At 68.7% G+C, this 24679-nt stretch carries 17 protein-coding genes and 1 pseudogene; 7 read left to right on the top strand and 11 right to left on the bottom strand.

Going from position 1 to position 24679, the window contains the following annotated elements:
* From QSG27_RS03355 to QSG27_RS03315, 9 genes and pseudogenes are all read right to left on the bottom strand, one after another.
* Positions 1–236, bottom strand: a pseudogene (locus QSG27_RS03355) (DNA-binding response regulator); the annotation flags it as partial.
* A 125-nt stretch (positions 237–361) separates the two neighbouring features.
* Complete coding sequence (locus tag QSG27_RS03350) at positions 362–1813, bottom strand: UDP-glucose dehydrogenase family protein (RefSeq protein ID WP_306703734.1); 1452 nt, start codon at positions 1811–1813, stop codon at positions 362–364.
* Positions 1814–1877: 64 nt separating this feature from the next.
* The gene (locus tag QSG27_RS03345; RefSeq protein ID WP_306703733.1) at positions 1878–2861 is read right to left on the bottom strand and encodes an SDR family NAD(P)-dependent oxidoreductase; all 984 of its coding nucleotides are present in this window, start codon (positions 2859–2861) and stop codon (positions 1878–1880) included.
* A gap of 27 nt (positions 2862–2888) precedes the next feature.
* Positions 2889–3968, bottom strand: a complete 1080-nt coding sequence (locus QSG27_RS03340; RefSeq protein ID WP_306703732.1) for a GDP-mannose 4,6-dehydratase — start codon at positions 3966–3968, stop codon at positions 2889–2891.
* A 68-nt stretch (positions 3969–4036) separates the two neighbouring features.
* The gene (locus tag QSG27_RS03335) at positions 4037–5281 is read right to left on the bottom strand and encodes a glycosyltransferase family 4 protein (RefSeq protein WP_306703731.1); all 1245 of its coding nucleotides are present in this window, start codon (positions 5279–5281) and stop codon (positions 4037–4039) included.
* Between the two features lie 198 nt (positions 5282–5479).
* A complete protein-coding gene (locus tag QSG27_RS03330; RefSeq protein ID WP_306703730.1) occupies positions 5480–6286 on the bottom strand; it encodes a WecB/TagA/CpsF family glycosyltransferase in 807 nt (268 codons plus the stop codon).
* Positions 6283–7362, bottom strand: a complete 1080-nt coding sequence (locus tag QSG27_RS03325; protein WP_306703729.1) for an NAD-dependent epimerase/dehydratase family protein — start codon at positions 7360–7362, stop codon at positions 6283–6285. Before QSG27_RS03325 ends, QSG27_RS03330 begins: the two co-directional genes overlap by 4 nt.
* Positions 7363–7401: 39 nt before the next feature.
* The gene (locus tag QSG27_RS03320) at positions 7402–8997 is read right to left on the bottom strand and encodes an undecaprenyl-phosphate glucose phosphotransferase (protein WP_306703728.1); all 1596 of its coding nucleotides are present in this window, start codon (positions 8995–8997) and stop codon (positions 7402–7404) included.
* Between the two features lie 89 nt (positions 8998–9086).
* Positions 9087–10034 (bottom strand): UDP-glucuronic acid decarboxylase family protein, encoded by a 948-nt coding sequence (locus QSG27_RS03315; protein WP_306703727.1) that lies wholly within the window; start codon positions 10032–10034, stop codon positions 9087–9089.
* A 550-nt stretch (positions 10035–10584) separates the two neighbouring features.
* Here QSG27_RS03315 and QSG27_RS03310 point away from each other — a divergent pair.
* From QSG27_RS03310 to QSG27_RS03285, 6 genes are all read left to right on the top strand, one after another.
* Positions 10585–12960, top strand: a complete 2376-nt coding sequence (locus tag QSG27_RS03310) for a GumC family protein (protein ID WP_306703726.1) — start codon at positions 10585–10587, stop codon at positions 12958–12960.
* Between the two features lie 104 nt (positions 12961–13064).
* Entirely contained in the window at positions 13065–15341 is a 2277-nt protein-coding gene (locus QSG27_RS03305; RefSeq protein WP_306703725.1) for an NAD-dependent epimerase/dehydratase family protein, read from the top strand.
* Positions 15338–16615 carry a lipopolysaccharide biosynthesis protein gene (locus QSG27_RS03300; protein ID WP_306703724.1) on the top strand — a complete coding sequence of 426 codons (1278 nt, stop codon included), beginning with the start codon at positions 15338–15340 and terminating at the stop codon, positions 16613–16615. The genes QSG27_RS03305 and QSG27_RS03300 overlap by 4 nt, the downstream gene beginning before the upstream one ends.
* Positions 16602–17828 (top strand): glycosyltransferase family 4 protein, encoded by a 1227-nt coding sequence (locus QSG27_RS03295; protein ID WP_306703723.1) that lies wholly within the window; start codon positions 16602–16604, stop codon positions 17826–17828. Before QSG27_RS03300 ends, QSG27_RS03295 begins: the two co-directional genes overlap by 14 nt.
* Positions 17825–19159: an O-antigen ligase family protein gene (locus tag QSG27_RS03290; protein WP_306703722.1), complete on the top strand. Its 1335-nt coding sequence runs from the start codon at positions 17825–17827 to the stop codon at positions 19157–19159. Before QSG27_RS03295 ends, QSG27_RS03290 begins: the two co-directional genes overlap by 4 nt.
* 17 nt (positions 19160–19176) lie before the next feature.
* Positions 19177–20442 (top strand): glycosyltransferase family 4 protein, encoded by a 1266-nt coding sequence (locus QSG27_RS03285; RefSeq protein ID WP_306703721.1) that lies wholly within the window; start codon positions 19177–19179, stop codon positions 20440–20442.
* Positions 20443–20632: 190 nt separating this feature from the next.
* Here the strand turns inward: QSG27_RS03285 and QSG27_RS03280 are convergent, their stop codons facing one another.
* Complete coding sequence (locus tag QSG27_RS03280) at positions 20633–23446, bottom strand: carbohydrate-binding domain-containing protein (RefSeq protein WP_306703720.1); 2814 nt, start codon at positions 23444–23446, stop codon at positions 20633–20635.
* 331 nt (positions 23447–23777) lie between these two features.
* Between QSG27_RS03280 and QSG27_RS03275 the strand changes: the two genes are divergently transcribed.
* Entirely contained in the window at positions 23778–24134 is a 357-nt protein-coding gene (locus QSG27_RS03275; RefSeq protein WP_306703719.1) for a c-type cytochrome, read from the top strand.
* A gap of 15 nt (positions 24135–24149) precedes the next feature.
* On the opposite strand, the gene QSG27_RS03270 is transcribed toward QSG27_RS03275, so the two are convergent.
* The gene (locus tag QSG27_RS03270; RefSeq protein ID WP_306703718.1) at positions 24150–24587 is read right to left on the bottom strand and encodes a response regulator; all 438 of its coding nucleotides are present in this window, start codon (positions 24585–24587) and stop codon (positions 24150–24152) included.
* Positions 24588–24679: the final 92 nt, after the last annotated feature.

Below are 24679 nucleotides of genomic sequence, written 5' to 3'. Positions count from 1 at the left end.
GCGAGCGCCGCGGCGCTGCGCCGGTGGCTGACCGCCACGTCCGGCGCGAAGGCGTTGATGGCGGCGGCGAGGCTTTCGCCGAACAGGGACCGGTCGTCGATCAGCAGGACGGCGATCGGCCTCCGCCCGCCGGGCCGCCCGTCCGGACGCGGAGGAACGGCGCCGCCCCGCGCGCCGGGGGGCACACGGGGCATGAATTCTCGTCGGTTGCCGGCCAGCGCGTCCAAGCCAATCATGGCTGCGTCTTTCGGAATCGGGAGATCCCAGCCGGGTCCCCGCGCCGGGCCGCCACCGCCGGGGCGGGGACGGCCCGTTCAGGGCAACCGGTGCGTTGCCGGCGTCCGCGGGCGTCGGGCCCGCGTCAATCAGCCAGATCGGAAGCGGCTTCCGCAAGGCGTCCGGGGAAGGGAAGGACACAGGCGTCGCCCGCGAAGCCGTTGCTGAGCAGCATGGCCTCCGCCGCCTTGCGCCGCTTCGCCGTGTCGGGGCGCAGGCTCTCGGGCCAGACATCCCGCCGCCCGACGGAGCAGTAGTGGAAACCCGCCGCCGCCATGGCCGCCGGGTCGTAGACGTTGCGCAGATCGACCATCACCGGGCGCCGCATCAGGGCACGGACACGCCCCAGATCCAGCGCGCGGAACTCGTTCCATTCCGTCAGAATGGTCACGCAATCCGCCTCCGCCAGCGGGGCGTAGGCGTCCTCGTGCCAGACCACGCCGGGCAGCAGGTGGCGGCCCTCCTCCATGCCGGCGGGGTCGTAGGCATGGACCGTCACCCCGGCCTCCTGAAGCAGCGGGATGATCTCCAGGCTCGCCGCCTCGCGCATGTCGTTGGTGTCGGGCTTGAAGGTGATGCCCAGCACCGCGATCCTCTTGCCCGCCGCGTCGGGGCCGCAGGACTGGAGAATCCGCCCGGCCATCTGCCGCTTGCGCGCCCGGTTCACGTCCACCACCGTCTCGATCAGCCGGACCGGCGAGTCGTGCTGCCGCCCGGTGCGCACCAGCGCCTCCGTGTCCTTGGGGAAGCAGGAACCGCCGAAGCCCGGCCCGGCGTTCAGGAACGGACGCCCGATGCGCCCGTCCAGCCCCATGCCCGCCGCCACGTCCTGCACGTCGGCCCCCACCCGCTCGCACAGGTCGGCCACCTCGTTGATGAAGGTGATCTTGAAGGCCAGGAAGGCGTTCGCCGAGTATTTGGTCAGCTCCGCCGTCTCGATGCCGGTGCGCACGAAGGGCGTCCCGGCGCGGATCAGCGGCTGGTAGAGCGTCTCCATGACCGCCCGCGCGCGGTCGGAGTCCGCGCCGATCACCACGCGGTCGGGCTGCATGAAATCGCCGATGGCCGAGCCTTCGCGCAGGAACTCCGGGTTCGACGCCACGTCGAACTCGGCCCGCGGGTTGACGTCCCTCACCAGCGCGGCGATCTGGCGCCCGGTGCCGACCGGCACGGTCGATTTGGTGACGATGACGGTGTAGCGGGACATGGTCCGCGCGATCTCCGCCGCCGCCGCGTAGACGTAGGTCAGGTCCGCCCCGCCGTCGCCGGGACGGGAGGGCGTGCCGACCGCGATCAGCACCACGTCGGCCCCCTCCATCGCAACGGCGAGGTCGGAGGTGAAGGACAGACGGTCCGCCGCCATGTTGCGTGCGACGAGGACATCCAGGCCGGGTTCGTAGATGGGGATCTCGCCGCCCCTCAGGCGCCGGATTTTCGTTTCGTCCTTGTCCACGCAGCAGACCTCGATGCCGAATTCGGCAAAGCAGGCGCCGGACACGAGGCCGACATAACCGGTCCCCACAACCGCGATCCGCATTGTTCCGCTCCTGTTTCTTATTGGCGTTGCCGAGGCCATTCATGGCCGGCTTGAAGAAGGGCCGTCAGGCCACGGCGCGTTCCGCCACGCCACTCTCCTGCCCGTTCTCGCGCAGGGCCCAGCGCACGGTTTCCACGAGCCCCTGCTCCAGCGGCGTGCGCGGCGTCCAGCCGAGCACCATCCCGGCTTGGGTCACGTCGGCCTGCACGCTGCGCTGCTCGCCCGGACGTTCGGGGTGGTAGAGCACGGGATGGTCGGCCCGCGTCCGCCCCATCGCCCCCAGCGCGAGGTCCGCCAGTTCGCTGATGCTGGTCTGGCGCCCGCTGCCGAGGTTGAAGATCCTCCCGTGGCTGGCCGGGTTGTCGAGCGCGCCGACCCAGGCGTCCACCACATCGTCGATGAAGACGAAATCGCGGGTCTGCTTGCCGTCGCCGTAGATGCGGATCGGCTCGCCGCGGATGATGTTGCCCAGGAAGATGCCCAGCACCCCCTGATAGGGGTTGTCCACCGCCTGCCGCGGCCCATAGACGTTGTACATGCGGAAGGAGGTGACGGCCAATCCGCCCGGCAGGTCGGGCCGCTCCGCGGTCAGATGCACGTAGCGCTCGCCCGCGTACTTCGTCACGCCGTAGTAGGACACCGGGGAGCAGGGCGTCTCCTCCGGCGTCGGCACGGCCCCGGCGTTGCCGTAGGCGCTCATCGAGCTGGCGTAGAGCAGGCGCTTCACCCCGCGTTCCACGCACTGCTGGAGGACGTTCACCGTCCCTTCCACGTTGGTGCGCAGGTCGCCGACCGGGTTGCTGAAGGCGCGGATGATCGACACCTGCCCGGCGATGTGGATCACCGCGTCGGGCACCTCCTCGAACGCCTTGTCGAGATCGGCGGGATTGGTCACGTCGCCGCGGATGTAGCGCGCCTCCGCCGGCACGTTGGAGCGCAGCCCCGTGGACTCGTTGTCGATCACCGTCACCCGGTGGCCGAGCGACACGAGGCGGTGCGTGATGTGGGAGCCGATGAATCCGGCCCCGCCCGTTACAAGCACGTTCATTCTGTCCTCCACCGCACGGGATTGGGATTACGCGCTGAGGGCGATGCGGCCCGGCTCCAGTTTGCCCTGGTCCGTGGGCAGGCTGTTCTGCGCGAGGTAGCTTTCCGCCCAGTCCCACAGCCGGCGGATGCCGGTGTCGCGGTCCACCTGCGGGCGCCAGCCGAGGATCCGTTCCGCCTTGCGGATGTCGCTGACGTAGCAGGGCTGGTCGCCGGGCCGCCAATCGGAGAAGTCGGCCTCCACCGGCCCGCCGCGCAGGGTGGACAGGATCTCCCCGAACTCGCGCCAGACCGAGATGGTGTTCTCCGGCCCGCCGCCGATGTTGAAGACCTGCCCGCGGCTGACCTCGATCTTCTCGGTGGCGAGGCGGAAGGCCCGCACGAGATCCTCCACGAACAGGACGTCGCGCACCTGCATGCCGTCGCCGTAGATGTGGATGGGCCGCCCGGTCAGCGCCGAGATGATGAAATGCGCGACCCAGCCCTGGTCCTCGTTGCCGAACTGGCGCGGGCCGTAGATGCAGCTCATGCGGAAGACGACGGTCGGCAGGTCGTAGATGCGGGCGTAGTCGCGCACATACTGGTCCGCCGCTCCCTTGGAGCAGCCGTAGGGCGAATGGAAATCCAGCGGTTCCGCCTCCGAAACGCCGAGCGGACGGTCCACGAAGCGGTAGCGGCTGCCGGTCTGCTCCACCGCCACATGCTCCAGCCCGCCATAGACCTTGTTGGTCGAGGTGAAGACCACCTTCGGCGGGTTCTTCATGCGGCGCGCCGCCTCCAGCACGTTGAAGGTGCCGAGCGCGTTGATGTCGAAGTCGGTGCGCGGATCGTCCAGCGACGAGGTGACCGCCACCTGCCCGGCGAGGTGATAGACCTCCTCCACCCCGGCCATGCAGGATTTGACGGCGGCGTAGTCGCGGACATCGGCCTTCATGAAGGTCAGGCGGGACCCGGCGTTCATGCTTTGCAGCCACGCCGCGTTCCGCTCGCTGCCCGGCCGCAGCAGGGCGTCCAGGACGACGACGTCGCGCCCGTCATCCAGCAGGTTCCTGACCAGATTGCAGCCGACGAAGCCGGCCCCGCCGGTCACGAGCGTCTTGCCTTCCATAGGTCTCTTCTCCATTGCAGCTTTTTCGGGGGGCTTTCCGGTTGGTCGTTTCTCAGGGCGATCGTTTCTCAGGCGGCCTTCAGCACCGCGGCGCCCACGGGGCGGCGGATCACCGCGTCGTACAGCCGGTGGGTGTCGGCGGCGGCGGCGGCCCAGTCGAAGCGCTGTTCGGCGCGCAGGCGGCCATGGCGGCCCATCCGCATCCGCCGCCCGGGGTCCGCGGCCAGTTCCTCGACGGCGGCGCGCAGGGCCTGCGGGTCGCCCGGCTCCACGATCACCGCGCAGCCGTCGTCGACCTGATGCGGGATGCCGCCGACCCGGCTCGCCACCACCGGGACGCCGAAGGCCATGGCCTCCAGGATCACGTTGGGGAAGGTGTCGGCCAGGGTCGGGAAGACGAACAGGTCGGATCGGCGGAACATGGCGGCCACCTCCGCCTCGGCCAGATTGCCGGTGAAGTGGATGGTCTGGCCCGGCCCGCAGCGTTGCCGGTATCCCTCGTAATCCACGAAGTCCCGCTTCTCCCCGCCGACGATCAGCGTGAAGGGGATGGACAGCGCCACGAAGGCGTCGAGCAGCACGCCAAGCCCCTTGTTGGCCGTGTGGTTGGCCAGGAAGAAGGCCGTGAAGGGACCGCCGCCCTCCCCCCGCTCCGGGATGCCGAACCTGCGGTGGATGTCCCGGTCCGCCGGGGTCGGCGCCCCCCAATCCTGCGGGCGGTCCACGCCGTAGGGGATGACCGCGATGTCCTCCCCCGTGAAGCCGAAGCCGCGGACGATGGGCAGGTCCACCGGGGAGATCGCGCAGATCGCCGCGGCGTTGCGCACGACATAGCGGACCGGCCGGTCGATCAGCAGATCCCAGGCCAGCCGCCGCGCCGCGTCCATGCGCCGGAAGGCCGCCGGGTCGCTGATCTCCACGAAGCCGTGGGTGGACACCACATAGGGCACGCCCTTCGCCACGCAGGCACGGGCCACCCGCATCATCTCCAGCGCCGGAATCGGGTTGTGGATGTGCACCAGATCGTAGGAGCCGCCGCGGATCAGCGCCGGGATGTTCGACTGGTAGAACAGGGTCTTCGCGCGGTTCGGCAGGACGGAATCGAGCCCGATGAAGGGGCTGGACGTCCGCACCGCGATCCGTTCGCCCGGCTTGCTGAGGTCCATCGGGACCCGGCTCGCCATGCCCATGTTCGCAATGTCGATGCGGTCGTGCGCCTGCAGGGCGACGCTCAGCTTTTCCGCCGCCTTGCTGGCGCCGCTGACCGCCAGATGCGGCGGCACGACGATCGCCGACAGGATCTTCAGACTCATCGCAGGAATCCTCGACTGTCATGAATGCGCGGACCGCAAGGGTCGCGGACCAGGGCACTGCACTGCGGTCTTTCAGGGAAAATCTTCGACGCCGGTCCTGATTATTTTCAAACCGGCAAACATACCCACAGCATCGGACGGTTTTTCATTTATAATGACGCCATTTTTATTTGGCAACCGCGAAGCAACGGCCACCGTCTAGCCAAATCGAAGCTCTCCTTTCGGACGGCGCGCCTCGCCGCTGCGGACCAGCGGCATCTGCACCGCCTGACAGGCCAGCAGGAACAGGAAGGCCGGATTCAGCATGACGTAGCGCCGCCACAGCCGCCGCGGTTCGGTGGACAGCCGGAACAGCCATTCCAGCCCGGAATTCTGCATCCACATCGGCGCCTGCGGCTGCTTCCCGGCGATGAAGTCGAAGGCCGCGCCCACCGCGATCAGCGGCATGGACAGCGCCGCCTTGTGCTCGTAGACCCAGGTCTCCTGGCGCGGGCAGCCCAGCCCGACGAAGACGATGCGGGCGCCGGACTCCGCGATCCCGCGGTCCACCGCCTCCCGCTCCTCCGCACTCAGGGTCCGGAAGGCGGAGGGGCGGGCGCCGGCGATGATCAGGCCGGGGAAGCGCTCCTTCAACGCGGTCGTCAGCGTGTCGAGCAGCCCCGCCGTGGCGCCGTAGAGGTAGATGGGCAGCCCCTTCGCCGCCGCCGCCTCGCAGGTCCGCAGCATCAGGTTCGGGCCGTAGACCCGGTCCGGCAGGCGCGCGCCGTGCAGCCGGTTCAGCGCCCAGCGCACCGGCTGGCCGTCCGGCGTCACGAGGTCGATGGCGTTGAGGCGGTAGCGGTGCTCGGGGTCGAGCGCCCCGGTCATCACCCCATGCACCGCCAAGGCGCTGACCGCGAAGGGTTTTTGCCGCTCCGCCGCGTCGATGATGGCGCGCACGCCGGCCTCGTAATCGACGGCGTTGACGTAGACGCCCAGCACTTCCTTCTTTCCATGGTCGATCATGCCACGGCCTCCACGCGCCAGCGGCGCAGGTTGCTGTCATGAATGTCGGTGAGGATGTTGCGCACGTCGTGCCGGATGTCCCATGACGGGTAATGGGAGCGGAACCGGTCGAGCGAGCTGACCCACCAGATGTGGTCGCCGATGCGGTTGGCCTCCTTGAAGGCGAGGTCCATCGGGCGCCCGGTGATCTCCTCGCACAGCGCCACCGCTTCCAGGATCGAGCAGTTGCTCGCCCGCCCGCCGCCGATGTTGTAGACCTCGGCGCTGCGCGGGGCCTCGTGGAAGGCGTGGAAGGCGGCGATCAGGTCGTTGCTGTGGATGTTGTCGCGGACCTGCTTGCCCTTGTAGCCGATCACGTCGTAGCGCGTGCCGGTGACGGCGCAGCGCATCAGATAGGCCAGGAAACCGTGCAACTGCGTCGGCGAGTGGTTCGGCCCGGTCAGGCAGCCGCCGCGGAAACACACCGTCTTCATGCCGAAATAGCGGCCATATTCCTGGACCAGCACGTCGGCGGCCACCTTGGAGGCGCCGAACAGGCTGTGCAGGGTGGCGTCGATCGGCATGTCCTCGGCGATGCCGCCGGCGTAGCGGTGCGCCGGGTCGATCTCGTAGCGGGTCCCGGTCTCGATCAGGGGCAGGCGGTTCGGCGTGTCGCCGTAGACCTTATTGGTCGAGGTGAAGATGAACACCGCGTCCGGGCAATGCCGCCGCGCCGCTTCCAGCAGGTTCAGCGTGCCGTTGGCGTTCACCGAGAAATCCATCTGCGGGTCGCGCGCCGCCCAGTCGTGCGACGGCTGCGCCGCCGTGTGGATGATGAGCGAGATGGTCGAGCCGTGCCGTTCGAACAGCGCGTCGATGGCCGCGGCGTCGCGGATGTCGGTGGCGTGGTGGCGGTAGCGCTGGCGCAGCGTCTGCTCCAGGGTCCGGCGCTGCCACGCGGTCGAGGCTTCGTCCCCGAAGAAGGTCCGCCGCATGTCGTTGTCGATGCCGACGACGTCCATTCCCAGCGCACCGAAATGCAGGCAACTCTCCGACCCGATCAATCCGCAGGAACCGCTGACAAGGGCGACGGACATGGCGTCAAACTCCATTTCGGTTGTTCGTTGGCCTTTTGGTCAGTAGGCGTTGCGGTCCCAGAAAAGGAGGAGGGCGGTGCGCACCATGATTTCGGCGTCCAGCCCCAGGGACCAGTTGTCGACGTAGTAGAGGTCGTGCTCGACGCGGCGGGCGGCGGTGTGGAGGTTGTCGATCTCGCCGCGCAGCCCGTTCACCTGCGCCCAGCCGGTGATCCCGGGACGGACGCGGTGGCGGCAGGCGTAGTTCTCCACCGCCTCGTGGTACAGCATGTCCCCGGCCTTCATGGCGACGGGGTGAGGCCGCGGACCGACGATGGACATCTCGCCGCGCAGGACGTTGAAGAGCTGCGGCAGCTCGTCGATGCTCGTGCGCCGCAGGAAGCGTCCGACCCGCGTCACCCGCGGATCGTTGCGCACGGTCCGCTGCGCGCCCGAGCGGTCGCCGCGGTCGGTGTGCATCGTGCGGAACTTCCAGATCTCGAACTCTTCGTTGTTGAAGCCGAAGCGTTTCTGGCGGAACAGCACCGGCCCCGGGCTTTCCAGCCGGATCGCCGCCGCGGCCAGCAGCAGAACCGGCGCCAGCACCGCCAGCGCCGCTCCGCCGATCAGCAGATCCTCCGACCGCTTCAGCACGCCGCGCCAGCCGGCCAGCGGGCGATGGATGACGCCCAGCAGCGGAACGCCCGCCGTCGCATCGACCGACAGACCCGCGGTGCGGGCGATCAGCCGGTGCGGCAGCAGGCGGACATCCACCGCCAGGACGCGCAGCCGTTCCAGAATGTCGTTGATCTCCGCCTCGGCGCTCCACGGCAGGGCCACCACCACGAGGTCGATGCGGTTCTCGCGCACCTGCTCCACCAGGCCGCTCACGCTCCCCAGCACCGGAACGCCGGCCAGCCGGGCGGTCGCCAGCGGGGGGGACGGCGCGGTCGGCGGGCGGTCCGCCGCGGTGGACACCGCGCCGATCACCTGATAGCCCGCCCCCTCCGTGCGCTGGAGCCGGTCCAGCCACTCGAAGGCGAGATCGTTGGTGCCGACCAGCAAGGTCCGCTGCCGCAGGACGCCAGACAGATTCCAGTCGCGCGCCACGCGCAGGAACAGGCTGCGCAGCGCGGTCAGCCCGAACAGGCCGAGGCCGTACCACAGCCACAGCGTGCCCGCCGCCGCCGTGTCCAGCCGCCGCAGTTCCCCCGTCACGCCGAGCATGAGGACGAGCACCAGGAAGGCCGCCGTCCAGGCCCCGAACAGCGGCCCGGCGTGCGAGCCGATGGTCCGCCGCGCCGCCTTGGACAGCAGATTCCGGTAGCAGCCCGCGGTGTGGAGGCACATCAGCGACAGAACCGCCAGCGGCCCGACCGCGCTGTTGAAAACGCCCACGCTGTTGAACACGCCTGTGAAAAGGGCCGGGTCGGCGGGACCCGCGTGCAGCAGGCGGGCGGCGATGCCCTCCGCCGCCAGCCCCGCCCCGACGATCAGCAGCAGATCCGCGGCCACCAGCCCGCCCAGCAGGACGGGGGCGGACGCCGCCGCCGCGACCGGCGACGCGGACGCCGGACGGGGGCTCCGGAAGGCCATTCCCATGCGCGGCCCGTATTCCGGCTTCGCCGAGCTGTTTCGTGAAGGGAGTTCGAACATCCGCCGTTCCCTGCCGCCGTTCCCTGTTGGCCCATGTCATGCCGCCGCACCCCAGCGATGCGGCGGCGCTGCCGGTTCCGCCGCCGCGCTCAGAAATAGGTCTTGGCGAAATACGCGATGGTGCGTTCCAGCCCCTCTTCCAGCGGCACATGCGGCATCCATTTCAGGAAGGCGTTGGCCTTCGTGATGTCCGGCTTGCGCTGGCGCGGGTCGTCCTGGGGCAGCGGCCGCTGCTCGATCTTCGAACGGGAGCCGGTCATCCGGATGACGGTCTCCGCCAGTTCCAGGATGGTGAACTCGCCGGGATTGCCGAGGTTGATCGGGCCGGTAACCGTCCCGTCCGTCTCCATCAGCCGGTGCAGCCCCTCGACCAGATCATCGACGTAGCAGAAGGAGCGCGTCTGCGACCCGTCGCCGTAGATGGTGATCGGATCGCCCTTCAGCGCCTGGACGATGAAGTTCGACACCACGCGCCCGTCGTTCGGATTCATGCGCGGACCGTAGGTGTTGAAGATGCGCGCGACCTTGATCGGGACCTTGTGCTGCCGGTTGTAGTCGAAGAACAGCGTCTCGGCGCAGCGCTTGCCCTCGTCGTAGCAGGCGCGCGGACCGATGGGATTGACGTTGCCCCAATAGTCCTCGCGCTGGGGATGCACGAAGGGGTCGCCGTAGACCTCGCTGGTCGAAGCCTGGAGGATCGTCGCCTTCACCCGCTTGGCGAGGCCCAGCATGTTGATGGCGCCGTGCACCGACGTCTTGGTCGTCTGCACCGGGTCGAACTGGTAATGCACCGGGGAGGCCGGGCAGGCCAGATTGTAGATCTCGTCCACCTCGACATAGAGGGGGAAGGTGATGTCGTGGCGCACCGCTTCGAAATTCGGGTTGTCCAGAAGATGCGCGATGTTCGTCCGAGCGCCCGTGAAATAGTTGTCGACGCACAGGACCTCCTTCCCAGCGGCCAGAAGACGCTCGCACAGGTGCGATCCGATGAAGCCGGCGCCACCTGTCACAAGAACGCGCGTAGTCGTGGACGTCATTGAGCCTCTCCTTGGGGGTTGACCGGGGAATTCGACCGGACAGCGGCGGCGCGCGGAGGTTTCGGCGCCGGGCCGCTCACACAATTACTTTAAAATCCGCCGACGAAGCGCAGCATTACGCCATGCAGAGCGAATCTTTGCTCGATCTTTTGCACAGGAATGCACGGCTGTATTCGGAATTGTGCGGTTTTTCGGAGCGTGAAACGGCTCCGCTGCACCCGGCAAACTGTGACCGGCACGGTGTTGACGGTCAAACACGCGGACGGAGTAGCGGACATGATTATTTTTGACGTTGGCGGTCGTAAGCACAGCGACGGAGTGCCCTTCTTTTTTTCAATTGTTGCGTGACGCCATTCACGGTACTCGGATTCTGTCCGGCAACGGGTTCACCGGCGGAACACCAGAGTCAAATCCAGCTTCAGATCGGCCCTGTTCTTTAAAAGACGCCGGAATTTCCGGTTATCTGAGAAGAAAGCCAAAAGGCCGCAGCGCATCGTTCACACCCATCCTTGGCCGGGCCGCCAGCCAGCAAGACGAAAGGGGCGACGACGTGAATTCTTCGAACGGCAAAGGCGGACCGCTTCCAGGCCACGAAGCGCGCGCCAGCGTCCTTCCGGACAGCCTTCTGCAATCCGGCGCTGGGGCCGGCGCCGGAGACTCCTCCGACGTCCGCAGCCGGCAGGAGGCGACCGTCTTCGCCACGCTGTCCGTGCTGTGGCGGCGCAAGGTCCTGTTGCTTGCCATCATCCTGCTGGGGACGGCGACCATCACCTATGTCATGCAGTCGCTGAAGCCGATGTACCGGGCCACGGCGATGGTGCAGCTCGATTCCCGGCGCGTCGAGCTGGCGGAGTTCAAATCGGTGGTGTCCAACCTGACGCCCGAGGCGCCCGCCGTCCGCAGCGAGGTCTCCATCGTCGGCTCCCGCGCGCTGGCGGAGCGGGTGGTGGAGAAGCTGAACCTGCTGAACGACCCCGAATTCAACCCGACGATCAAGGCGCCCGACGGCGCCGACGAGCATTGGCTGAAGCGGGTGACCAAGGCCGGCATCGGCGCCCTGCCGCCGGAAGGCAACGACGTCCTGCGCCGGATCGTGCAGCAGGCGACCGCCCTGTTCCGCGCGGAAGAGCCCCCTCCCACCCACGACGCCGCCCGCGACGCGGATCAGGCCCGCCTGCTGACCATCGACACGCTGCTGCGCCGGATCGAGGCGCGCAACGACGACCGCTCCTACACCATCATCATCGAGGCGTCGTCGGTCGATCCCGTCAAGGCCGCGGCCATCGCCAACGCCTTCGGGCAAGCCTATCTGGACTACCGGACGGAGATGAACCGCGACCTGACCGAGCGGGTCAACCAGTGGCTCGGCGGGCGGCTGATCGAGGCGCGCGAGGCGGTGCGCGGCGCGGAGGAGGCCATCCGCAGCTTCCGCAAGGAGAACGGCCTGCTGGAGCTGCCGCCGGACGGGCGCAACATGGTCCAGCAGCAGATGAACGAACTCAGCACCCAGCTGACCGCCGCGCAGGCGCAGAAGGCGGCGGCGGAGGCGCGCGTGCGGCAGGCCCGCGGCCAGTCCGCCACCAACGACGCCGCGGCGATCCCCGAGGTGCTCGCCTCCCCGCTGATCCAGAAGCTGCGCGAAGCGGAGGCGATGCTGGAGCGCCGGCTGGCCGAACTCCAGCAGGTCTACGGCGACAAGCACCAGGACATCGTGAATCTCCGCCGCGGCATCGGCGAGCTGAAGACCCGCATCCGCGACGAGATGGGCAAGATCCAGAAGGGGCTGGACGCCGACCTGGAGGTCGCGCGCATCCGCGAAGCCAGCCTGCTGAAGAGCATCGCCGAGCTTCAGGAGCAGCAGAAGGGCATCGAGGCCACCGGCATCCAGCTCCGCGACCTGGAGCGCGCCGCCGACGCGCACCGCACGCTGTTCCGCAGCCTCGCCGAGCGTTACGAGCAGACGCTGGCGCTGAAGAACACCGGGGCGCTCGACGCGCATCTCAGCGCCCCGGCCCTGCCGCCGATCCGCCCGGCCTTCCCGCAGCTCCGCATGTCGCTGGGCGTCGGGATGGTCGGGTCCACGGCGCTGGCGGTGGCGCTGGTGCTGCTGCTGGAGCGCCTCAGCTCCGGCCTGCGCACGCCGGCACAGGTGGAGCGGGCGACCGGCGTGCCCTGCCTCGGCATGGTGCCGTCGCTTCCCCGCAACGAGCCGGTCCTGAGCCTGACGCCGAATCCCGACAGCCGCCGCGCGCGGGAGGTGGGGGCCTTCCGCGAGGCGATCCAGACCGTGCGGACCATGGCCTGCATGCCGCGCAAGCGGGGGACGCCGCCCAAGGTGCTGCTGGTCACCTCCTCAATCCCCAAGGAGGGCAAATCGGTGCTGGCGGCCAATCTGGCGCGGTCGCTGGCCGGGCTGGGGCTGAACACGCTGCTGATCGACGCGGATTTCCGGCGCCCCTCCATCGCCAAGCTGCTGGGCTACCAGCCGCAGGGCAGCGTCGCCGACCTGCTGGACGGGCGCGTCGGCATCGACGAGCTGATCCACCAGGAAACCGCGAACTTCAGCGTGCTGGGCAACACCACCGGGACCGCCGACGCCCACGACCGCATCAGTTCCCAGGCGATGAGCGACCTGATCGTCTGGGCGCGCCACAACTTCGACGTGGTGGTGATCGACTCCGCCCCCGTGATGCTGTTCTCCGACGCGCTGGCCCTGTCCTTCCTGGCCGACAGCGTGATCTACGTCGTCCGCTGGCAGCACACCCCGCTGGACACCGTGATGGCCGGCTTCAACAAGCTGAAGTCGGTCGACACCGCGGTCGGCGGCGTCGTGCTGTCGCGGGTCGTCGCCTCCAAGCACGTCAAGTACGGCCACAAGGACGACGCCTACTACTACGCCCTGCACGCGCCTGCGCGCCATTCCTAGCCTCTTATCGGCCCGCCCGGAGGGCCGGTGAGGGGGATGCGCTTTTGCCGGATGCCCAGCCACGCGCCCCCTCACCCTGACCCTCTCCCCAGGGGGGAGAGGGGATGTCAGCCAAAAGCGAGGATTCCATGATCAACGCCGAGTTTCCGCGGCTTGCCATCATCGGCTGCGGCAGCATCGTCAGCCATCACCTGTTGCCGGCGCTGCTCCGCCTGGGCTGGCGTCCGAGCGTGCTCGTCGATCCCTCGCCGGACCGGCTGGAGGCGGTGCAGGCCATGCTGGGCCGCAACCGCGCGCCGGTCGCCGTGGCGGATTGGCGGGAGGCCGCGGACCGCTTCGACGCCGCGCTGGTCGCCGCCCCACCGATGGCCCACGCGCCGGTCGGCCAGAGCCTGCTGGAGGCCGGGAAGCACGTCTTCATGGAGAAGCCGCTGGCCGTCACCCTGGCCGACGCCGAACGCATGGTGCAGACGGCGCAGGAGCGCCGGGCGGTGCTCGCGGTCGGGCTGATGCGCCGCTACGTGAACGGCGTGCGCTGGCTGAAGGCGCTGATCGACTCCGGCCAGCTCGGCCGCATCCTGCGCTTCGAGGCGCGGGAGGGCTTCGTCTACAATTGGGGCATCAGTTCGCCCGCGATGCTGCGCCGCGACGGGGCGGGCGGCGGCGTGCTGCTGGACACCGGGTCGCACACGCTGGACCTGCTGCTGTGGTGGTTCGGCGAGGCGGCGGAGGTCGAGTATCGCGACGACAGCCACGGCGGGCTGGAATCCGATTGCCACCTGTCCCTGACCATGGCGTCCGGCGCCACCGGCACGCTGGAGCTGAGCCGCACCCGCGCCCTGCGCAACACCATCCGCGTCTACGGCACCAAGGGCAGCGTGGAGGCCCATCTCTACGAGAACCAGATCGCGTCGGACGTGCCGCAGATCCTGGATTTCGTCCATGACGGCTTCTCGGCCAACCACATCCCGCCGCAAATCTTCGGGGACCTGTTCCAGGCGGAGCTGAAGGACTTTGCCGACGCCATCCGCGAAGGGCGGGAGGCCGCCGTCGCCGGGCGCGACGCCCTGCCCTCCACCGCGCTGATCGAGCGCTGCTACGCCAGCCGCGAACCGCTGGCCCTGCCCTGGGTGGACGGTCCCGCGACCGCCCCCCGGCCCACGGCGCCCCAACCCGCAACGGACGGCCCCACCGTGGTGGTGACGGGGGCCGCCGGCTTCATCGGCGGGCGGCTGGTCGAGCGGCTGTGCCTGGAGCACGGAGCCAAGGTCCGCTGCATCGTGCGCGACATCGCGCAGGCGGTGCGTCTGGCCCGCTTCCCGGTGGAGATCGTCCGCGCCGACCTGCTGGACCGCGAGGCCATCGGCAAGGCGGTGGCGGGCGCCGATTGGGTCTTCCACTGCGCCTACGATGTGCGGTCGCGCCGCCAGAACATGGACGGGATGAGCGCGCTGATCGACGCCAGCCTCGCCCACGGGGTGAAGAGCTTCGTCCATCTCAGCACCTTCTCCGTCTACGAACCGCTGCCCGACGGCCCGCTGTCGGAGGAGACGCGCGACGGCGACCGCGCCTGGAGCTACGTCCAGAACAAGCTGGACCTGGAGGCGATGGTGCTCGGCGCGGCGCGGGAGCGCGGCCTGCCGGGGGTGGTGCTCCAGCCCTCCATCGTCTACGGCCCCTTCTGCAAGCCCTGGACGAACGCCCCCGCCGAAATGCTGCTGAGCGGAACGGTGGTGCTGCCGCAGGAAGGCGGGCTGTGCAACGCCGTCTACATCGACGATCTGGTGGACGCCATGATCGCGGCGACCCGCAGCCCGCAGGCGGCCGGGGAGCGCTTCGTCATCTCCGGCCCCGACGCCCCGCCCTGGGCCGCCGTCTTCGGGCGCTTCCAGGAGGCGCTGGGCGTGGACAGCCTGCGCTTCCAGCCCGCCGAAGCCATCCGCAAGGAGATGAAGAGCCTGCGGCGCGACATCGCCATGGTGCTTCAGGACCCCAAGAAGATCATCCAGATCATCGTGCGCTGGCGCCCGGCACGCCGTCTGCTCCAGGGCGGGTTCGACAGCCTGCCGCCGCGGCTGCGCCACCTCGTGATGGTTCATTACTTCCTGAAGAAGAAGGCCAGCCGCAACCAGCTCTGGCTGCCCGACGCGCAGAAGCTGGCGCTCTATCAGGCCAAGGCCGTCATCGACCTGGGCAAGGCGCGCCACCTGCTCGGCTACGAGCCGCGCTTCGCCTTCGAGGACGGCATGGCGCTGACCGCGGACTATCTGCGCTGGGCCTACCGCGACGTGCCGCGCACCGCCCCGGCCTCCCGGCCCGCCGACGAGGAGGCCCAGCCCAACCCGTTGCCCACCGGGACGACGCGGGTCGGCAACGCATGAGCATGATCCCGGCCTCCCTACCAGCCTCCCTCGTCCGCAGCTTCTGGACCCTCGCCGACCAGGGCGTGGTCAGCCTTGGCATGTTCGCCATCAACATCCAGCTCGCCCGGACCTTCCCGTCGGAGGAATACGGAACCTTCGTCTTCTTCCTGTCGATCCTGCTGGCGCTCCAGGTCGTCAACGTCAGCCTGATCCAATACCCGCTGTCGGTGGAGGGCGCGGTGCTGGACCGCGGCGAACGCCGGGTTCTGGCGGGCCGCGCCGTCCTCATGACCGCCGGATCGATCCTGCCGCTGTCCGGCATCCTGGCGCTGGTCGGGTACGGGCTGGGCATGCCGGAGCTGGTCGGCCCCTCGGTGCTCTACTTCATCGTCTGGCAGGTGCAGGAGATCGGGCGGCGCGGGCTGATGTCCGGGCTGAAGCACGACAAGGCGCTGTGGGGCGACAGCGTCACCTATCTGGGCCAGATCGTGGTTCTGAACCTGATGGCGCTCGGCGGCCACCTGACGCTGGAGCGGGTCTTCGTCGCCATGACGGGGCCGGCGCTGGCCGGGGCGGTCGTTCATTTTGCGATCCTGCGGCCCAGCTTCGCCGGCCTGTCCGAACTGCCCGCGGTCTGCCGCCGCTTCTGGTCGGTCGGGCATTGGGCGCTCGCCAACAACCTGTTCCTGATGCTGCGGGTGCAGAGCCTCGTCTGGCTGATGGCGGCCATCGACGGCATGGCCTCCACCGCGGCGTTCCAGGCGGTGGTCAATCTGGTGAACATCGCCAACCCGATCATCATCGGCATGGGCAACCTCGTCCCCCAGATCGCCGCGCGGGGGCGCAGCACCGTGCCGGAGGGTGCCGGCGCGCTTCATCCGGACGAGCAGGCGTGGCTGGCGATCCGCGGCTACGTCGTCATCGGGGCCGCCCCCCTGCTGGTCTATTACAGCCTGGGCCTGCTGATCCCGCACCAGATGCTGAACATCGTCTACGGCGCCATGTCGCCCTACGCCGACCAGGACTGGCCGCTGCGCCTGCTCTCCATCGGGGCGCTCAGCGGCTATCTGGCGGAGATGGTCTGCTCCTACTTCTACGGCGTGCAGCGCAGCCAGTTCGCGCTGGTGGTGAACGTCACCGGGACGCTGGCCGTGTTCGCGGTGGTCGGCCCGCTGGCGGCGATGTACGGCGTCGCCGGGGTGTGCATGGCGCTGCTGTTCTCCAGCCTGCTGCGCGTCGGCGCCGCCCACTACTACCTCTCCAAGACGAGGACCGCCCATGTCGCCCGCTGACGGCAGCGCCGCATTCGCCGCGGAGGAGTCCCGGCTGCGCCCGCTCGACATCCGCCACGTCGTGATCCAGCCGGCCATCGCCCATCCCTCCTCCGCGAACGGGCTGCACAATGTGGTGCGCAGCCTGATCGCGGAGCAGCGCGCCATGGGCGACGACGCGCGGCTGTGCCTGTTCTCCGACGATCCCGGTGCCCTGACCGGCATCCCGGCGGACTGCCCGGCCCAGCGCTTCCCGCTCGGCGGGCCGCGGCTGTCGGGGCGGTCGCTGACCATCGCGGACTCGGCGCTGGACCGCCTGCTGGACGGCGCCGGGCCGGACACGGTGGTGCACATCCACGGTGCCGTGAAGCCGCTGTTCGCCGCACTCGCCCGCGGGCTCTACCGGCGCGGCGTTCCCTATGGCGTGACGCTGCACGGCCAGTGCTCCCACGTCTACAACATCGCGGGCCGGGTGCGCCGCCGCCTGCCCGCCGCCTGGATGCGCTTCGTCGACGGTCCGGCCCTGGCCCGCGCCCGCTTCGTCCACGCCATCACCGAGGAGGAGGCCGCCATCGTCCGCGCGGCCGCCCCATCCGCCACCGTCCGCCTGCTGCCCAACACCGCCTGGTCGGCCCGCCGCGACGGCCTTCCCGCACCCGTTCCGCGCGCCGCGCCGGACGACGACGGGCCGACCTTCGGCTATTGCGCGCGCTACGAGATCGACCACAAGGGGGTGGATCTTCTGATCGACGGCTTCGCCGCCTACCGCCGGGCCGGCGGGCGCGGGGTGCTGGAAATGGCCGGCTCCGGCCCGGTCCGCGCCGATCTCGAACGGCGCGCCCTGGCCCACGGCCTGGGCTCCGCCATCCGCGTGCACGGCCCGGTCTTCGGCGCGGAAAAGGCGGCGATGATGGCCGGCTGGCATTACTTCGCCCTGACCTCCCGCTACGACGTCATGCCGACCGGCTGCCTGGAGGCCGCCTTGTCCGGTCTGCCGCTGATCGTGACGCGGGAGACCGGGCTCGTCCCCTATGTGGAGGAATGCGGCGCCGGCTTCGGCGTGTCCGCCCTGACGGCGGAGGCGGTGGCCGACGCGCTGGCGCGGGCCGGACGGGCCGGCCCCGGCGACTGGCGGGAGATGGCGGGCAACGCGCACCGCATGGTGGTGGGGATCGGCGACTGGGGACGGATCGCCGCCCGCCTGCGCACCGCCGGCTACGGACGCCCGTCATGAGCGCGGTTCTCGCCACGCCGAGGCGCAGCCGGACCCGTGCGGCGGACCTCTACCTGTCCTTCCTGATGGTCGTCCTGCTGGGCTACGCCCTGGCCGGGCGCGGCTTCGCCTACATCGGGGCGCCGCCGCTGTTCATCGGGGAGGTGCTTCTGCTCTCCGGCCTGCTGGTCATGCTGCGCACCGGCGGGGTCTTCGCCACCCTGTCCAGCCTGCCGGGGACTCTGCTGGCGATCATGATCGTCTGGGTGCTGGCGCGCACGCTGCCCTTCTTCGGCGCCTACAGCTTCGACGCGCTGCGCGACAGCGTGATCGTGATGTACGGGCTGCTCGCCTTCGTCATCATCGCCATCCTGTACGACGAGCCGGAGCGGCTGCGCCGCCTCGTGCTGGCCTATGGAAGCTTCGCGGTGCTGTTCGTCACGGTCATGCCGGTGGTCTACCCGCTGTTCCAGCTTCTGAACGCGCAGATACCAACCTGGCCGCGCTACGGCGTCCCCTTCATCAGCCTGCGCCCCGGCGAGGTCGGCGTGCATTTCGCGGGCGTCGCCCTGTTCGTCCTGCTGGGATTCCGCCGCCTGAACCTGCTGCATCTGGCGATGCTGGTGTTCGGCATGGCGCTGGTCGCCGCGCACAGCCGCGGCGGGATGCTCGCCATCGTCGTGCCGCTGGCCGTCGCGCTGGCCCTGGTGCCGCGCAGCCGGCAGCTCGCCCCGCTGCTGGGCATCGCCGCCGTCACCGTCATCGTGGCGCTGCTGCTGAACCTGGAGATCGAGGTGTCCTCGCGGAAGCTGTCGGTCGATCAGATCGTCACCAACCTGATGAGCATCACGGGCACCGTCGAGACGGCCACCCTGGACGGCACCAAGCAATGGCGCATCATGTGGTGGGACAAGATCATCGGCTACACCGTGCACGGCGACCATTTCTGGGACGGCAAGGGCTTCGGCATCAATCTGGCCGACGACGACGGGTTCCAGGTGGTCGATGCCGAGGACGGGCAGGTGCTGCGCAGCCCGCACAACGCGCACATGACGATCCTCGCCCGCGCCGGGGTTCCCGGCTTCGCCCTGTGGGCGGCGCTGCTGGGAAGCTGGTCGGTCTTCATGATCCGCGCCTTCCTGCTGGCCCGCCGCAACGGCGACCGCGCCTGGGCGCGGCTGTTCGTCTTCCTGTTCTGCTACTGGCTGTCCATCGTCATCAACGCCTCCTTCGACGTGACGCTGGAGGGGCCGATGCTGGGCATCTGGTTCTGGGTCCTGTTCGGGACCGGCATCGCCGCCGGCCTGATCTACCGCTCCGAATGCGAAAACCGGTCCCCACAGCCATCTTGATGAAGGGAGGATTGCCGATGAGCGCACCGTTCACCGACCGGCCCGCCGACGCCGGCACATCCATTCTGCTGGTGGCCTTCGCCTTCGAGCCGGACAGCGGGTCGGAATCCGCCAACGGCTGGAACTGGGGCGAGGGGTTGAAGCGGTCGGGCTGCCGCGTGAAGGTCGTCACCCAGGGCCGCCTGCGCCCGAAGATCCTGCGCAAGATCGACCGCGGCGAAACGGCCTTCGAGCCGGACGACTTCGTGTTCATCGACCGCCCCGACACCATGGCCCACCACGACAGCAAGACGCTGTTCCAACTGTCCTACATCGCGTGGCAGTGGCGCTGCCGGGCGGTGGTGAAGGAGCTGGTGCGCCGGCAGCCCTTCGACGTCATCCACAACGTGACCATCGGCGGCATCCGCTTCCCCGCCTTCTGCGGCGGGCTGGCGCCGCTGTCGGTGATCGGCCCGGTCGGCGGCGGGGAGCGGGCCCCCTGGCCGCTGATCCGCCCGCTGGGCTGGAAGGCCATCGCGACGGAGCTGGTCCGCAACGCCGCCATCGGCATGACGCGCATCGACCCCTTCCTGCGCCTGACCTACCGCCGCTACAACCTGATCTATGTGAAGACCTTCGAGAGCCGCCACGTCCTGCCCGCCGGGGACCGGCACAAGGCGCGCCAGCATTTCGGCTGCTCCATCCTGCCCGACCGCTTCGCGCCCATGAAAGCGGAGAACCGTACAAGCACCGGTGCGCCGCTGAAGCTGCTCTTCTCGGGCCGGTTCCTCTACTGGAAAGGCGGCTACTACGCGCTGACGGCGCTCGCCAAGGCGCTGGAGAAGGGGGCGCGGGCGCGGCTCCAGATGATCGGCAGCGGCCCGCAGTCAGAGGAGTGGAGGAACCTTGCCGACCGGCTGGGCATCGCGGAGCATGTCGATTTCATCGAATGGCTGTCCCAGCCCGACTATCTGGAGACGCTGCGCAGTTCCGACGCCCTGCTGTTCCCCAGCCTGCACGATTCCGCCGCCAACGTCATCATGGAGGCGCTGGCCAACGCGCAGCCGGTGATCTGCCTGGATCTGGGCGGATCGGGGATCATGATCGACTCCTCCTGCGGCTTCGCCGTTCCCTGCCGCGGGCGCGCGGCGGAGGAGGTGATCGGCGGGCTGGCCGACGCCATCGTGACGCTGGACCAGGACCGCGCCCGCCTGCGCGCCATGAGCCGCGCCGCCCACGAGCGCGCCCAGGATTTCGCGAGCTGCCGCATCACGCCCGCCATCTACACGCCGGCCCCGGCATGAAGGAAAAGGGCGGGCTGACAGCGGTCCCAAAAGCGACCTTTCTTCCTTCTCCCTCCTGGGAAGAAGGTCGGGATGAGGGGGCGCCGAAGGCGACCCGCGTTGCGGACCGGGGCTTTTCCGCCCTGCCGGGCGCCCCCCCTCACCCAACCCTCTCCCCAGGGGGGAGAGGGCTTCTTCCAGCGACGCCGCGTTACGCCGCGTGGCTCAGCAACGACGGGTCGAGATGGTCGAACAGCGGATCATAGCCGGCGTCGGCCAGGGTAACGCTGCCCAGGCTGCCCGCCGCGGCCGCCGCATCGGCCGGAGCCGCCGGGGCGGTCGCCGCCTGCTGTGCCGCGACGTGGCTCCACACGCTGTCGGTTCCGGCGTCCAGCGCCAGGGCCGTGGCCTCCCCCACCGGGGTGGCCGAGGGGAAGAAGCTCTTGTCGGCGTCGACCACCAGCGTGCCGTTCCACCACAGGCCGGACTGGCCCTTCACCACGTCCTTGCCGTCGAGCGCGCCCTTGTCGTAGGTGACGATGGAGTCGGTGGACGCGACCGCCTTGCCGTTGATGGTCACCTTGTTGACGATCAGCGAGCGGTCCTGCCCGTTCACCACGGCGTCGTTGTCGTACTGGATCTGCACCTTGTGCGCCTGATCGGCGGTCAGGCTGGTGGTGAAGCTGTAGTCCTTGGCCGTGGTGCCGGCCACGCCCTCGCCGACCTTCTGGCCATCGACCAGCAGGTTGAAGTGGGCGTTCACCCCGCCCGCCGCCGTGCCGGAGGCGTTGACGGTGATCGTCGTGGCGCTCGGACCGGCCTGAGGCAGGGTGCCGCCCGCGGGGAACTCCGCGGCGGGCGCGTTCACCACCAGCGTGCCGCCCCACCACATGGAGGACTGGCCCTTGACCACGTCCTTGCCGTCGAGCGCGCCCTTGTCGTAGCTGACGATGCTGTCGGTCGGGTTGTGGGCGGTGCCGTTGATGGTGATCTTGTTGACGAACAGGTTGCGGTCCTGCCCGTTCACGAAGCCGTCGTTGTCGTATTGGATCTGCACCTTGTGCGGCTGCCCGGCGGTCAGCGAGGTGGTGAAGCTGTAGTCCTTCGCCGTCGTGCCGACCGTCGCGTCGCCGATGGCCTTGCCGTCCACCAGCAGCTTGAAATGCGCGTTCACCCCGCCCGCGGCGGCGCCGGAGGCGTTGACCTTGATCGTCGTGACGCTGGCCGTGGGAGTCGTCGGGACGGTCGGGGTGGCGGTGTCCACGGCGAAGCCGACGGAGCCGGTCTTGCCCGCGTTGCCGGCGAGGTCGGTGTAACTGCCGGCCTTCACCGCCACGTTGGCGTCGGTGATCTTCGTGTTGGCCGAGGGCGTGAAGACGGCGGTGTAGGTCGAGGCGTCCACCGTCTTGAAGCCGCTCAGCGTGCCGCCCTTCACCGTGGTGTCGGCGAGCGCGAAGCCCTTCACGTCCTCGCTGAAGTCGAAGGTGACGAGCGGCGCCTCGCCCTTGGTCACGCTGGCGTCGGCGATGGTCACCTTGACCGTGGGCGCGGTGGTGTCGGTCGGGGTGGGGGCCGGCGGCGTGGTCGGGGTGGTGGGGGTGACGGTCGTCCAGCCGGCGGTGGACGGATAGGCCTGGGACAGGGTGGAGTGCTCGTCCTGCGTGGTCGCGTTCATGTAGGCGGACCAGCTGTCCCCCTCCGGGAAGTCGCCCCAGCGCCAGCGGTCGCCGTCCGGCATGTAGTAGGTGTTGTTGTCCCACACATTGCCGCCGTTCAGCATGCCGGCCTCGTTGTGGTCGGCCACGCCGCCCGACTGGCCGTTGCCGTCCTTGGAGACGATGATGTTGTCGTGAATTTTGTTGTTGGTCGTGGTCCAGGTTCCGAATTCGCCTTCACCGCGGTCCTGCTGGATCATCACGATGCTGTTGGCGCCCTTGACCCCGGTGATGTCGATCTTGTTGCCGTAGGCCTCGACGTTCTGCGAATTCTGGATCTGGATGGACCCGCCCCACAGCCAGCCCTCGGCCTGTGGCTTGGCGCCGTTGCCGACCATCACGTTGTTGCGGATGACGGCGTCGTAGCTGATCTCGTGGGTGATGCCGCCGCCGCTGTTGTTCACGAGGACGTTGTTCTCGTACAGCGTGCCGACGTTGTCGATGTCGGTCCACAGCCCGAAGCCGGTGTTGTCGTGCGAGTAGTTGCCGCGGACCACCAGATCGGTGGTGTAGGCGAACTTGGTGCCGCCGCCTTCCCAGAACACGTCGATGCCCGACCAGGCGCCATTGCGCGCGATCTCGTTGCCTTCGACCAGGATCTTGGCCCCGGCGCCGCCCAGGCCCATCTCGCCGTTGTCGTGGACGTAGTTGCCGATGAACTTGCTGCCGTCCTGCGCCGTGGCGCCGACCGCGTAGTTCAACCGCAGTTCGTTGTTCTGGATGGTCCAGTTGACGTCGCCCTGGATGGCGCCTTCCTGCGCCGGGGGGGTGTACTTCTCGATGACGAGGTTCTTGACCGTCACCCCGTCGGCGGTGCCGCTGAAGGCGTGGGCGGTCGTCCCGGCTTCGACCTTGTGACCCGCCGGGTTGTCCCCGAGATAGATCTTGTCGGCGTTGTAGTCGAAGTAGAAGGTTCCCGCCTTCAGCTTCGACAGCGCGTCCACGGGGGTCAGCGGCTTGTCGTCCACATAGACGGTTTCCGGGTAGCCGGCGCGCATCGCGCCGGGCGTCGCCTCGTCCGTCGCGCGGCGCTCGCCCTGCTGGGTCTGCCCGCCGACCACCCAGCGCCCGGCGCTGTCCTGGGTGAAGCCGGTCAGCAGCTTCGACCCGTTCAGCACGGCGCCCTCGGCCCCGATGAAGGTCTGGTTGTCCTTGGGCGTGATCGATTGAAGGCGGTATTCGCCCGGCTGCAGCCAGAAGGTGGCACCGGTGGGAGCGCTGTTGACGATGGACTGGATGTTGGCGCCCGGTGAAATGACGATCGCCCCAGCGGGAGCCGTCAGCGTCTTCGGTCCGTACAGATCGGCCATGAGTCAATACTCTCTTTGGGTCTTGGCTTCAGGTATGAGCTTTTGGCGTTTTCGCCCTTTGGCATATGACGCTCCTACCAATAAGTGGCGTGGTCCTGGCGGGGCATTTTTGTGAGATCCCGCGCATCTCTTGCGAAGACTCTGGGAAGTCGCTGTTTTTCAAAAGGAATCCTTGCCCTTCTCAAAACGCAGCAAAAAGATCGGGAATTTTTGTTTGCGCTTTCTGTCCTATCCCGTCCGGGGAATGGACAGAAGGAGACGCGTCGCTCTACCATGGTTTTTCATTAGTTTTTTCTGATGATTCCGGCTGCGTCCGGAGGGAGGCACCGCCATGCGGGCCACCGGTCTGCTGTTCTCCATGGCAACACTCGCCCTGTCCGCCCCGCTCGCGGCGCAAACCGCGCCGGATGGGCCGGGCAGCGTCGAATATGGCCGCCAACTGACCGAAGAGATGTGTGGGGAATGCCACCGCGTATCGGCGCGGCAAACGGCCAAGCCGCCGGCGATGGAGGAAGACGCCCAAGCGCCCGACCTGACGGAGCGGCTGGCCGATCCGGGGGTGACGGAGATGGCGCTGCGCAGCTATCTGCGCACCTCGCACCCGGTCATGCCGAACATCCGCCTGACCCGGGAGGAGACCGACGATATCGTCGCCTACCTGATGACGATGAAGACACGGGCGCGGTGACGCCGCGCGCGCCCCTTACTTCGCCGGCAGCTTCACGATCTCGAACCAGTAGTTCTCCAGCCCGCTGATCGCGTTGAAGAAGTCCTGCAGGTCCAGCGGCTTCGTCACGAAGCTGTTGGCGCCGAGCTGGTACATCGCCTCCACATCGCGGTCCACGTCGGACGTGGTGAGGATCACCACGGGAATGTTGCGCAGATCCACGTCCTGCTTGATGGCCGCCAGAACACCGCGCCCGTCCAGCCGCGGCATGTTCAGATCCAGCAGGATCAGGTCCGGGCGCCGTGCGTTGGCGTAACGTTCCCCCTCGCGGCGCAGATAGGCCAGAGCCTCCACCCCATCGACGGCGTGATGCACGTCGCACAGGATGCGCCCTTGCCGGATCGCCCGCTTCGCCAGCCCCGCGTCGGCGGGGTCGTCTTCAACCAGAAGAATGTGGAAGGAGGCGTTGCTCATGTCTCGGATTCCTGTCTTGGCCGCCACAGGGCGGTCCCGAAAGCGCCGTGATGATAGCGGAACCCTTCCGGAATTCCACGATGACGGAATGT

This window comes from Azospirillum isscasi (assembly GCF_030849505.1).
Classification (GTDB): domain Bacteria; phylum Pseudomonadota; class Alphaproteobacteria; order Azospirillales; family Azospirillaceae; genus Azospirillum; species Azospirillum isscasi.
The sequence above is the reverse complement of the archived record's forward strand: the minus strand, read 5'-3'. Positions and strand labels throughout refer to the sequence as shown.